The organism is Mesomycoplasma hyopneumoniae J (assembly GCF_000008205.1).
Classification (GTDB): Bacteria; Bacillota_I; Bacilli_A; order Mycoplasmatales; family Metamycoplasmataceae; genus Mesomycoplasma; species Mesomycoplasma hyopneumoniae.
Window position 1 is genome coordinate 329,133 of record NC_007295.1, and the last position, 12,152, is coordinate 341,284.

General features: G+C 27.4%; 14 protein-coding genes. 2 read left to right on the forward strand and 12 right to left on the reverse strand.

Features of this window, described 5'->3' with window-relative positions; genetic code table 4:
• Window positions 1-9: 9 nt before the first annotated feature.
• The 9 genes from topA to MHJ_RS01540 form a co-directional block, all read right to left on the reverse strand.
• A complete protein-coding gene (topA, locus tag MHJ_RS01505) occupies window positions 10-1,920 on the reverse strand; it encodes a type I DNA topoisomerase (protein ID WP_044284622.1) in 1,911 nt (636 codons plus the stop codon).
• A gap of 4 nt (window positions 1,921-1,924) precedes the next feature.
• Window positions 1,925-2,290, reverse strand: coding sequence for a 50S ribosomal protein L19 (rplS, locus tag MHJ_RS01510; protein ID WP_011284055.1), 366 nt, complete (start codon window positions 2,288-2,290; stop codon window positions 1,925-1,927).
• A 53-nt stretch (window positions 2,291-2,343) separates the two neighbouring features.
• Window positions 2,344-3,027 (reverse strand): tRNA (guanosine(37)-N1)-methyltransferase TrmD, encoded by a 684-nt coding sequence (gene trmD / locus MHJ_RS01515; RefSeq protein WP_011284056.1) that lies wholly within the window; start codon window positions 3,025-3,027, stop codon window positions 2,344-2,346.
• Window positions 3,028-3,048: 21 nt separating this feature from the next.
• Window positions 3,049-3,315: a 30S ribosomal protein S16 gene (rpsP, locus tag MHJ_RS01520; protein ID WP_011205932.1), complete on the reverse strand. Its 267-nt coding sequence runs from the start codon at window positions 3,313-3,315 to the stop codon at window positions 3,049-3,051.
• Window positions 3,316-3,602: 287 nt separating this feature from the next.
• Window positions 3,603-4,055 (reverse strand): hypothetical protein, encoded by a 453-nt coding sequence (locus MHJ_RS01525; RefSeq protein WP_011284057.1) that lies wholly within the window; start codon window positions 4,053-4,055, stop codon window positions 3,603-3,605.
• 159 nt (window positions 4,056-4,214) lie between these two features.
• A complete protein-coding gene (locus MHJ_RS01530; protein WP_237697249.1) occupies window positions 4,215-6,164 on the reverse strand; it encodes an ATP-binding cassette domain-containing protein in 1,950 nt (649 codons plus the stop codon).
• Window positions 6,059-6,523 carry an ATP-binding cassette domain-containing protein gene (locus MHJ_RS03845; RefSeq protein WP_237697236.1) on the reverse strand — a complete coding sequence of 155 codons (465 nt, stop codon included), beginning with the start codon at window positions 6,521-6,523 and terminating at the stop codon, window positions 6,059-6,061. The genes MHJ_RS01530 and MHJ_RS03845 overlap by 106 nt, the downstream gene beginning before the upstream one ends.
• Window positions 6,510-8,306 (reverse strand): hypothetical protein, encoded by a 1,797-nt coding sequence (locus MHJ_RS01535; RefSeq protein WP_237697237.1) that lies wholly within the window; start codon window positions 8,304-8,306, stop codon window positions 6,510-6,512. Before MHJ_RS01535 ends, MHJ_RS03845 begins: the two co-directional genes overlap by 14 nt.
• Window positions 8,307-8,399: 93 nt before the next feature.
• Entirely contained in the window at window positions 8,400-8,942 is a 543-nt protein-coding gene (locus tag MHJ_RS01540) for a hypothetical protein (RefSeq protein WP_044284624.1), read from the reverse strand.
• A gap of 489 nt (window positions 8,943-9,431) precedes the next feature.
• Between MHJ_RS01540 and MHJ_RS03975 the strand changes: the two genes are divergently transcribed.
• Together MHJ_RS03975 and MHJ_RS03820 are read left to right on the forward strand one after the other, a co-directional pair.
• Window positions 9,432-9,557 (forward strand): hypothetical protein, encoded by a 126-nt coding sequence (locus MHJ_RS03975; protein WP_269076328.1) that lies wholly within the window; start codon window positions 9,432-9,434, stop codon window positions 9,555-9,557.
• Window positions 9,558-9,841: 284 nt separating this feature from the next.
• On the forward strand, window positions 9,842-10,066 hold the full coding sequence (locus MHJ_RS03820; protein ID WP_044284625.1) for a hypothetical protein: 225 nt from the start codon (window positions 9,842-9,844) through the stop codon (window positions 10,064-10,066).
• Between the two features lie 119 nt (window positions 10,067-10,185).
• Here the strand turns inward: MHJ_RS03820 and ychF are convergent, their stop codons facing one another.
• Genes ychF through MHJ_RS01560 form a run of 3 tightly spaced genes read right to left on the reverse strand, consistent with a single transcriptional unit; the run spans window position 10,186 to window position 12,140 of the window.
• On the reverse strand, window positions 10,186-11,289 hold the full coding sequence (gene ychF / locus MHJ_RS01550; protein WP_011284062.1) for a redox-regulated ATPase YchF: 1,104 nt from the start codon (window positions 11,287-11,289) through the stop codon (window positions 10,186-10,188).
• A gap of 9 nt (window positions 11,290-11,298) precedes the next feature.
• Window positions 11,299-11,562, reverse strand: a complete 264-nt coding sequence (gene rpsR / locus MHJ_RS01555; RefSeq protein WP_011206141.1) for a 30S ribosomal protein S18 — start codon at window positions 11,560-11,562, stop codon at window positions 11,299-11,301.
• A gap of 17 nt (window positions 11,563-11,579) precedes the next feature.
• Complete coding sequence (locus MHJ_RS01560) at window positions 11,580-12,140, reverse strand: single-stranded DNA-binding protein (protein WP_011284063.1); 561 nt, start codon at window positions 12,138-12,140, stop codon at window positions 11,580-11,582.
• Between the last annotated feature and the right edge of the window lie 12 nt (window positions 12,141-12,152).

The following is a 12,152-nucleotide window of genomic DNA, read 5'->3' on the forward strand; positions in this document are numbered from 1 at the left end:
AAAAATATATTATTTATTTGTTAAAATTTTGGTATTTCTCTTTCTGAATCGGTAAACTTTTTTAGCATTTTCATCAACTTTTATAAAGCGACAATTTGGGAAACTAGAACAGCCAATAAAACGCTGATTTGTTTTCCGATTATAACGATAAACCAAATCAGCATCACATTCTGTGCATTTTTCTCCAGTAGTTCTGGCTTCCATTATTACCTTTTCAACTTCAACCGCCTTTTCTATAGTATTTTCAATTTTTGATCACATTGAATCAAGATATTTTTTATAATCTTGTTTCCCTTGAGCGATTAAATCAAGTTCTTCTTCAACTTGAGCTGTAAATTTTGCATCAATAATTTCTGGCGAAATTATTTTTAAATTTTCATAGACAATTTTGCCAAAATCACTTAAAACAAGCGATTTTGATTCAGAATCAACATATAAATGATCCTTTAATTTTTTTACTGAAATTGCAAAAGTTGAGGGGCGACCCACTTTTTCATCATCTAATTTTTCAATTAAAGTTCCATCACGAAAATGGGCTGGCGGTTTCGTTTGATGTAATGAAGATTTTATCGAATTATCAAAATTTTTATCGACCTGAAATTTTTTGCTAATTAAACTTTCTATATCAGAAAATTCAGGTTTAAATTTTAAACTTGGTTTTTCAGTGGCTTTATAATATCCATCAAAAGTAAACTCTGAATAACTATAAGAAAAAATATGATCTTTTATAGGTGTTTTGAAAGTCAAATTAGTAATCTTTCGTTCCGGAGATCTCATTAAGGCTTGAATTGTTGTCTGGTAAATTAGTTGATAAATTTGAAATTCAATTTGACCTAAATGATATTTTTCTCTTGCTAGTTCCGGACTTAGCTCTAAATTTGTTGGTCTAATGGCCTCATGGGCATCTTGATCGCCAGCAAATCCTTTAATACTTTTAGTAAAATATTTAGGTCCAAAATTTTTAATAATAAATTCTTTACCTTTTTCAATAAAAGTTTGACTTAGCCTTGTTGAATCAGTACGCGGATAGGAAATCAAACCATAATCGCCATAACCCTCATAAAGTTTTTGAAGCGCATTTGAGACACTAGCAGATGAATATTGTGACATTTTCTTAAAAATTGTCGCCTGTTTTAGCGGGATAACTTTTGGGTCCTTCCGGGTTGCTTTGCTATATTTTTTAAAAATTAGATAAGGATTTTCTTTAATTTCAGCAATTATCTCAGAAAGTTCTTCTTCTGAATTAATTCAGTTGACTTTCTTTGCCTCATTTTGTTGATTACAATAAATTGTATCAAAAAAATTACCATTTTCGTCATTAATTTTAACTTCTAAATTAAAATATTTTTCAGGTATAAATTCACGTATTTCTTTTTCACGGTCAAAAATAAGGCTTAGAGCAAATGATTGAACGCGACCTGCTGCCGGATTTTTAGGTGGATTTTTAATTTTATTTTTCAATAAGGCAGTTAGCCGAAATCCAATAATTCGATCTAACATTCGCCTTGTTTGTTGGGAATTTATTAAATTTTGATTAAGTTCACCAGGGTTTTCCAAGGCTTCGAGTATTGCTGTTTTGGTAATTTCGTTATATTTAATCCGTTGGTATTTATCAGTAATGGCTAAATGTTCGACAAGTGAAGCGCCAATTGCCTCGCCTTCGCGGTCGGCATCGGTGGCAATTATTACAGTTTTTGCTTGTTTTGCTAACTTTTTAATCTCATCAATTGTTTTTTTTTTGGTCTTGTCAAGAACATAAGATGGAGTTCAAGTGTTAATATCAATTCCTAAACCAAACTGTCCAGTTTTAGCAAGATTTGTGATATGACCGACGCAAGCTGTAACTTTATAACTTGAATCAAGATACGATGAAATTGTATTAATTTTATTAGGGGATTCGACAATAATTAATTTTTCCACGATTTTATAAATTTTTTAATTCTTTTCGTTTAATTTCTTTAAGACGAGCAGACTTTCCAGAACGTTTTTTCATATAATATAATTTCGCGCGGCGAACTTTATTTGACCGGATTACTTCAACTTTATCAACAAGAGGTGAATGTAATAAAAAAGTTCTTTCAACACCAACATTATGCGAAATTTTACGAACAACAAAATTGGAAGATAGCCCATTTTTTTTGAATTTAATTACAAGGCCTTCGAAAATTTGGATTCTAGTTTTATTACCTTCTTGAATCTTAAAATAAACCCTAACATTATCTCCTGGTTGGAATTGAGGATATAAACGGATTTGGCTTGATTCAAGAATTTCGATTAATTTTGCTTGCATTTTGAACTCCCTATTTTTAATTTGTTTTTAAAAAATTATAATGGAAAATTAATTTATTTTTTATTTTTTATTTTTAAAAATTTTTCTCATAAATCTGGTCGTTTTTTTTTAGTAATTAGCTCTCGCTGTTCTTGACGTCATTCTCCAATCTCTCTATGATTTCCAGAAATTAGAACTTTAGGAACTTCTAGGCCGCGAAAATTTGCTGGTCGCGAATATTGCGGAAAATCTAATAAAAAATCATTAAAAGTCTCATTTTTAAGTGATTCTGGGTTTATTATATCTGGTTTTAACCGAATAATTGCATCAATTATTGCCATTGCAGCAATTTCGCCTCCAGTTAGAATAAAATCGCCTAGTGATAATTCAAAATCAATAAAATTATCGATAATTCTTTGATCAAAACCCTCATAATGACCACATAAAATCGTAATTTCATCTTCTTTTGCAAGCTTTCTCGCAACGCTTTGATCAAATTTTTGTCCTTGTGGACTAAGAGCAATTTTAAGACCACCTACCTTTTCAAGAGCATCAACAACTGGCTGAATTTGTAAAAGTAAACCAGGACCGCCACCATAGACATAGTCATCAACTTTTTTGTGCTTATTTTTACTAAAGTCTCGAAAATTAACAACATTTATTGTTATTTTTTTTTGCTTAATTGCTTTTCCAATTATTGATTCTCTACAGAAAACCTCAAAATAACGGGGAAAAAGTGTTAATATGTTAATTTTCATCTGTTGTATTTAGAAAAAAAATTAAGCTCTTGATGATTTTTGTTCTAGAAAATTTTTAAAAACACCCTTTTTAGAGAAAATATTTCTAACGGTTTGAGTTACTTGTGCGCCTATATGCAATCAGCGATAAGTTTTTTCTAAATTTACTTTTGCAAATTTTTGCTGTGGATTATAATATCCAAGCGCTTCAATAAATCTTCCATCCCGTGGAGCGCGGGCATCTGCTACGACAATTTTGTAGAACGGGTTGAATTTTGATCCCATTCTTTGAAGTCGAATTCTTACCATTTTTTCCTCCTTTTTTCAATTTTTATTATTATATTAGGCACAGGATTATTAGGCACAGGTTATAGTTTTCTAAATTATACCATATTTCAAACTTAAAACAAAAATTTTTTAAGTTATTTTTTTTTTTTTTTTTTTTTTTTTTTTTTTTTTTTTTTTTTTGGCAAAACATAAAAAATAAAATTCAGCAAGTCGTTTCCCAAAAAAAAGATTTAATTTAAAAAAGTAAAACTATTATATCAAAAAAATTCCAAAATAAAAGTTTTTTTGGAATTTTAATTTTTCCATAGCTAATCTAACTCATTTTCAAGCCCCAAAAATCGTTTATTTCAATTTTTGATATATTTTATATTGTAAAAACTACAAAATTTGCGAACAATTTCATCTCAGATATTAAAATTTACCATCATCAGAAAGCCAAAATTTGGAGATGTTGTTTGCGCACAAACAATCAAATAATGCAAAAAGGCATGCTCTTTTCAGTTAACTAATACCGTTAGGCCCTTATCATAAATTTCCTGATTTGCCATCAAAATTGCCCCAGATGTATGAATTTCGTCGATATGATGTCGCTGCCAGAACCAAATTTTCTTATTTTGATTATTTTTTAGTAAAATTTGGTAATTTTTTGTATAATCGCTAATTCCTAATTCCGAATAAGGTTTAATTGGCCTGCCTAATTTTTTTAGAAAATCAAAATAAGCATTGATAAAATAGTCATAATCACTTTGTTTGTAAAACATTTTAAAATTTTCCTTATAAAATTTTTAGCTAAAATTTTACCCAGTCAATAATTTTAACTAAAAACTGAAATTTTTTGTAAAAAATAAGAAAAAATTATGAATTTTTGTTTAAAAATTCATAATTTTGACAAAAATTCGACTTAATTACTTTTTAAAAAACTAGCGAAAATCATATCGTAATAATTCAGTAATCGGTTTTTTATAAACTTTTAATGAAATAAAAAAGTAAATCAGAAAAACAAATAAACTAATTACAAACCAGGAAATGATAAAATTTATGAAAATTTGTAGAAAGCCCGGCGTGCCAAAGTCAACATTTGTGATTAAGGTATAAAAATATGGCATTGTTCCAAGAGTCAAAATTAGGCCAGAAGTCAGCATAAGCCCGCAAATAACAAGAATATTTAATAAATGGATAATAAAAATTTTTCGCTTTTTAAGACCTAAAGACTTAAGAATTCCGATTGATTTAGTTTTAAGCCGCACTAGGTTTTTGGAAAATAAGACAGAAAAAGTTATAAGTGCAATAAGTAAAAGCAACTGAATCCCTAAAAGGATCGATTTTATCATAAAAGTTCCACTTAAAAGTTTTATTTTTACTCATTCAAGATCTCTAAAGAAGATAAAATTTGGATTTTCGGCTTTAAATCTTGCTAAATTTTTGTCAATATCATCAGTTCTAAGGAAAATTTTAGCCCCTGAAGGGTATAAAGTTTTCCTTAAATCATTACCATTTTTATAAAAAATGACAAGATTTTCTGATTTTAGTTGCTGATTTTTACTAAGTAATTCCGAATTTTGTGTTAGATTAAAGACTCCGGAAATCTTATAAGGAATTGCCTGCCCAAATTCTGAATCAATCATAATAAAATCACCTATTTTGATATTTTTAGAATTCTTTATTGAGTTAAATAATTTAGTCGATAAGAGCAATTCACCTTTGTTTTCCGGGATTTTTCCAGTTTCTAATATCAAATTTTTGACGGGAATATTTTCTAGGACCTCTTCATTTTTTAGGTTAAGACCTGCATTCAAAACATTTAATAGGCTAATTTGAATATGATCAAAATCAGCAAAAAATGTATCATTTCGACCAAACTTTTGATTAATTTTTTCAACTAATTTATAATGAATAAATGAAGGAATTTTGCCTGAGACATCTTTTAGATAATTAACCCCGGCAATTATTACTTCAAAAGTTGTTGGATTTTTGTTAATATTCGAGTTACGAAGTTTATGAATTTTTACTATCTTTCCAATTGGATCTATTATTTTTAGTTTATCAATAACTGTTTTTGAAAGGATAATTTCATTCTCATTTTTAATAAAATGACCTTTTAGATTCTTATTATCAAAGAAAAATCGTTTTCTAAAAAAATCGCTCTCATCGATTAATTCAATTGGGGTTCCTGAGGAAATTAGTGCCGGTTTTAGGACATTATTTTCTGGAATCTCGTAATTTTTATCAATAAAAATTAGATTATTAGTCGGAAAAATTGGTAAAACTTTGACAGCAATTTCTTTTTGCCTTTCAAAATTTTGAAAATCCTTATCAAAAAAAGCAATATTTTTTTTCTTTGCAAGTTCGACTGAATCTAACTGGTATTGCTGAATCTTTTCACTATTAAAATTTGATACTTTCGAATCAAGGACAAAAAAAAGATTAAGACTTAAAAGATTAATTAAAAAAAATATTAAAACAAAAAGCGTTGAACTCCCCCTTGTTTTAAAATCAGTTTTTAAAAATAAAAACAATGATTTAAATTTATCAAATAAATTTAAAGGTTTTTTTTTAAAAAATAAATCAATTTCTACTTGTTTTTGGTTAACTTTTACTTGATTATGTTTAATTTTTAGAATCTTTACAACCGGTTTTCTTTCAAGTGATATTATTAAGTCCCCGTATTTTTTTGCTAGTTCTAAATTGTGGCTAATTATTAAAATTGTCTTGTTTTTCCTTAATTGGTAGAGTTTTTCAAAAATAATTTCGGCATTTTCTAAATCTAAATTACCTGTTGGTTCATCAAGTAAAATGAAATCTGATTTTCGCGCAAAGGCACGTAAAATTGCAATTCTTTGTTTTTCCCCACCTGATAAATCAGAAACCACTGTATCCAAATTTTCCTTAGAAATATTCAAAAAATTTGCATTTTTAATCATATTTTTTTTGCTGATTTTTTCATTACTTGCTTGTATTCCAATTCAAACCCTGTAAATGAATTAATAAGGTTAAAATCCTGAAAAACTACATCAATTAAAGGGTTTTTTTCTTCTTTGCCATCTTTAAAAAATAGAATTTCACCACCATCTTTTTTAGTAAAACCGGCAATTAAATTAATTAAAGTAGTTTTCCCAATACCAGATTCTCCGGTTATAAAAACAAGTTTATTTTCGGGAATTTCAAGACTAAAATTATCAAAAATTTTTCTTGGGCCAAATTTTTTCGTCAAATTTTTAATTTGTACCATTTTTTACTAACCAATCAATTTGATATGCTAGATAAATTGTTTTAATATTTAAAAATGGTGTTTTGCCACTCTTTTTACTAATTTCCTGAAAAATTTCATTTTTTATACCCAAGATAAAATTTTCTAACTTCTTATAATCAAGTTTATTTTCTGAAATTATTTTAATTGATTTTATAAATTCAAGATAAAGAAACAATAATTCAAAAAATTGCGGATTTTTTATATTTTTGACCTCAAGATTTGCGTTTAGGTAATCAACAATTTCTTTATCATTGATAAATTCATTTTTTACTATAAATTTTAAAAATAAATTAATAAATTTAAATAAAAAAGGTGAATTTTTTTCTAATTTTGCATTAATAACATTGTTTGCCACTGCTTCAGAAATTGTAATTTTTGTTTTTGTATCAAGAAAAGCACTCAATAATGCGACTGTTTTGAAAAAATAGAAAAAATCAACTGGATTTTTAACAAATTTAGCATAGCTTAAAATATTTTCTAAAAAATCATTGTTAAGTATAAACAAATTAGAATCGTATCTTACCTTAAAAAATACAAAATTATATAAATCTAAAAAGAAATCATCATAATTTTGTGCCTGCTTTAATGTTTTATTAAAATAGTCTTCAATTGTTGGTTTCAATTTTGAATTTACATTATTTTTTTTATTTTCAGAATCAAAAATTTGATATAAAAAAATTGTCTGTGAAATATCAGGTTTATTTGGAAATAATTGATAATCAAAGTTGTAATTAACTAAGTCTTCTGTTTTTTTAGTAATTTCAAAGTCTAAATTATCCTTATTATAAAAATAATAATTAATTATTGGTCAAACATAAAAAGCTAAATCCCTATTTTTGTCAAAATCAAGAAATCATTTTTTTATAGCATTCATTTTCGCTATTCAATCCTGATTAGGATAATCATAAAAATTTTTACTAACAAGATAAAAAGAAATTACCCCTGGAATTGCAGGATGGTCCAAGTCTCAAACTGAACCATTTTTTAAACTTTTTGTAAAAACATTATCTCAGCTCTTTATTAAAAAAATAATTGACTCATGTTTTTCCTTAATTATATCAGCAAAAAAATCTTTTCCTAAAAGAGAAATTAGTGATAAAATCGGAGAATATTTTATAAAAAGCAAAGTTTGTTTTTTTGAAGTAATTATGGGATCTTCGTTTATTTCAGGGATAATTTCATCACTTTTGAAGTCTAATTCCTGCAATGATTTTTTTATTCAATTCTTAATTTCAAAATATTTTTCAAAATCCAAATTATTTAATTTAAAATAAGAGACAAGAAAATTTAAATCACGAAATATAGGGTTATATTCCTTAGGAGGTTCTAATTTGTATTTAAATAGTTTCTTATCCTTTTGGTAATATTCGGAAATATATCTAATGAGTTTTGAAATATTATTTTTTGGTTTTATATTTATATAAAGATTTACAATGTCATAAATTCTTTCGAAATCATACGAAATCGCATCTTGAGGAATATTTTTTAATCCATTAATAACTTTTTCTTCTAATCTTTTGTTATTGACAGTTTTTGTAATCCCAATAATTTTATTACCATCAAAATAATCATATTTTCCTAATATATTACTTTTTATTACAAAACTTTTATTGCGATTTAATTCTTCAGTTTGAATAAAATCATCTATTTTCTGAAATTTGCTTGAGTAAAAACCTGAAGGTTTTGAATTATTTTCTAAAATTTTTGATCTAAATGGAAGAATATCGATCTCAACAGTTCGATTTACAAAAAAGTATATCAAAGGAATAGAAATTCCCATTGATAGTATACTTAAACTAATAATAAAAAATCAAAACCGCTTTTTGTAAAAGATCTTGAATTTCATTGGTATATTTTATTCCTGAATATCCTCCGATAGTTTTTCGACCCTATAATTATCTGAATTTGATGATATATTAACACTTAAATTCCCATAATCAGCTCATGCATGTGCTGATTGACCAAAAGTTGTCACCTTATATTTTCAACCTTGAAATTCATAATCAAGTCCAGCATAATTAGAATTATGTGTTGTTTTATCATTTATTAAATAGCCATTTGAATCAATTCCTATCTTTGTTCCGGCTGAAGCAGAAAAATTCCCATCATATTTAATTTCGCCACCAACCTCAAAGGACGGACTACCAATACCGCTGATTCATGATGTTACTTTTAATCTTAGTCTGTCTGCTGTATCTCTTTGGTACCAATTTCCTAATTTTTTATATCTAAATTTAGTACGAGCTATTCCATCTCAGACAATTTTGTCTTGAAAAAATCAGCCGCCATAATAAGATAAATATTGGACTCCAGATAATCCGATTCCAAAATAATAGTCGGTAGTGTTTCTTTCAGCTAGTTGAATTACCCGGTTTTCATTTGCCAAAAGCGCAATCAAAGGAAAAAGAATAGCATCAGCTTTTTTCGCTGGGTCGCTATAATTGTTGGTGTGGCAATCGCTAATGAAACAGATAAAAAAACAGTTCCATATAAGAAGAAATTCTTAATTCTGTGTGATAATTTCATAAAATTACTCCATAGGTTTTTGGTTTTTGTTAATTATACCACTTTTTGGGAGAATAAAATTTGATTTTTTAAAAAAATTAAACTTTGTTCTCAGTATTTTATAATTTAATCACTTTTATAAGACAAAATTATAAAATTATAAAATTTATTAAAAAAGATTTTCTTATTATGGGGCAGTAAAACCAAAAAACTCTTTAAAATTAAGTATTTTTTTAGTTTTTATTAGACTATCACGTCCTTAAATTTTTGAATAAAATTCAGTTATAAAAAATTATATTATAATTGTAATTATAATTTTATCTAATAAATTTGCTCGAATTTTTGCTAAAAATAATATAATTAATAGGTAATTTATGTATTTTTGTCTTTAGAAAATCCTTTAGAACTAAAACAGGAGCAAAACTATGAAGGAATTAGAGAGAGATTAAAGGATTTATTTTCAAAATCCGCTGAAAACAGTTTGAAATTCGGGAATTATTTAACCTAACTAGTTCAAAAAAATCCATTGATGCAAATAAAGTTAAAATTTTTGATCAACAAGTCCCAAATTCTTATCCCTATATTGTAAGAAAATCCGGTGATAATGGCACTCGCGGTTATATAATCGAAGATCAAAAATTTTTAAATCCGGCTAAATCATTAAGTTTTGCTTATGTAACTTATTTTGTTTTTTATCAAAAAACAAAATATTATACAGGCCAGAATCTTAAAATTCTTACGTGAAAAAAAGGTATAATTTCTGAAAAGGCGCTTTTGTTTATTGCCGTTTGCGTGCAAAAATCAATATCAATATTTACTTGGGGCGATCAAAATACAACTAAATTTATTAGGAAAATAAAGTTTTTTCTACCTGTTAATAATCAAGGACAAATCGATTTTTACTTAATTGAAAAAATCATCTTAGAACTAGAAAAATTGATTATTAATGATTTAGCGGTTTATTCAACCAAAAAAATTGATACTTATAATATAGTTATTAAGCAAAATTTAGCTTAAATTTTCTAAAAAATAAGTCAAATCAAAAGTAAAATTGGATTTTTCTTAGTTTAAGAACAACATTGTAATGATCTTGAAATGATTTTTTTAGATTGACTAGTTAATAAGAAAAATTAGAATTAATTACCAATTCGAAAGTGGCAAATTTCACCATCTTTTATTAAATAATCCTTACCTTCAAGTCGCATTTTACCATTTTCTTTAACCACTTTTTCGCTACCAGCTTGAACAAAATCATCAAAACTAATAATTTCAACACGGATAAATTTTTTTTTAAAATCGGAATGAATAATTCCGCTACATTCAATTGCGGGTGTGTTTTTCCGAAAAGTTCAAGATCTTACTTCTTTTTTGCCAACAGTAAAAAAAGTTGCTAGATCTAGAAGATAAAAACTATGTAGAATTAAAAGATCAAGTGAAGATTTTTCAAGTAAAAACTCCTTTAAAAACAAGTGTTTTTCTTCTTCATCGAGCTGGGAAATTTCCTGTTCTAAAGCAATACAAAGCGGAAGTAAAATTGCTTTTTCTTTGACTAAATAACTTTTTAGTTTTCAAAAATAAGGATTTGCATCTGGATTCTGGATTGATTTTTGATCTAAATTAGCAACATATAAAACCGGTTTGATCGTTAGAAGTTGTCAAGATTTTATTTGTAAAATTTCGGTAGAATCTAACTCTAAATCCCTTAGTGATTTACCATTTTTTAAATGAATTTCAACTTTTTTTGCAAGTTCAAATTCAAATTTAACTTGTTTATCATTAGTATTATTTGCCTTTTTTGCAAGTCGGGAAATTATTGTCTGAATTGTTCCAAGATCTGCAAAAATTAGTTCAAGATTTATAGTCTGGATATCAAAAATTGGGTTAATTTCGTTATTGACATGAATAATTTTTGGATCCTGAAAACAACGAACAATATGCACTAAACAATCCACATTTCTTACATTTGCAAGAAATTTATTACCCAAACCTTCGCCTGTAGAAGCCCCTTTAATTAGTCCAGCAATATCAACAAAAGAATAGGTAGCAAAAACGGTTTTTTCGGGTTTTACTATTTTTGTTAGTTGAAGAATTCGCGGGTCATGAATTTCAACAGTGGCAATATTTGGTTCAATTGTTGCAAAAGGATAATTTGCAATTTCAACATTCATTTTTGTTAATGCTGAAAAAAGTGAAGATTTTCCGACATTTGGAAGTCCAATGAGACCTGCTTTTAAATTCATTTTTTCAATTTAGACACGGGTTTTATCATAATTTCCGCGGATGCGATCACCGATAAAAGGAAGAAGAGCCACAAAACGGGCTCTTTTAACTGCAAGCGCTAATTTTCTTTGGTGTTTTGCGCAATTACCAGTAATTCTTGAGGGTTGAATTTTGCCAAAAGTATTAATAAAACGCTGGAGAACTTCGATGTCTTTATAGTCAATATAAAATAATTTAGCCTCACAAAATTGACATGGTTTTTTTTTGAATTTTTTCGCGTATTTTTTATTCATTTTAACTCCTTTATAATTTAGTCATCACTATCTGGTTCAATATCAGAAAGATCTCAGTCAGCAAAAGGATCTTCATCGTCTTGAGAATTGCTTTTATTCTTATCAGCTAAAAAACTTGGAAAATCAGAGTTTTGTGATTCATTCGGTAATTCTTGATCGTGTTCGGGGATTTCAAGACCTACCTGATTATCATCATAAATAGGTTCAAAAGTTGGTTCAGATATTTTTTGGCTCAACTTTTGCCGTCTAATTTCTAGTTGTTCTTTTGTCTCAAGTGGTTGAAATGAATCAACATTTACTTCATAATTCGTCAAATAAGCATTTGTATTATTCATTACCCGATTTCCCTGGATACTGCCTTCAAGTGCGATTAGAGTGCCAACTGTGATTAATCGTTCTAATAAAGTTGCGTTTTGTCTTCAAGCAACAATTGGAATAAAATCAGTTATTGGAGTAGCATCTTGACTATATCTTCGACGGGAAACAGCAAGACTAAACCGCAAAAACGGTACATTAGATTTTGTATTTAACAAAATCGGTCTTGAAGAAACCCTACCAATTAAAATAACTTTGTTCATCGTTGTTAATAA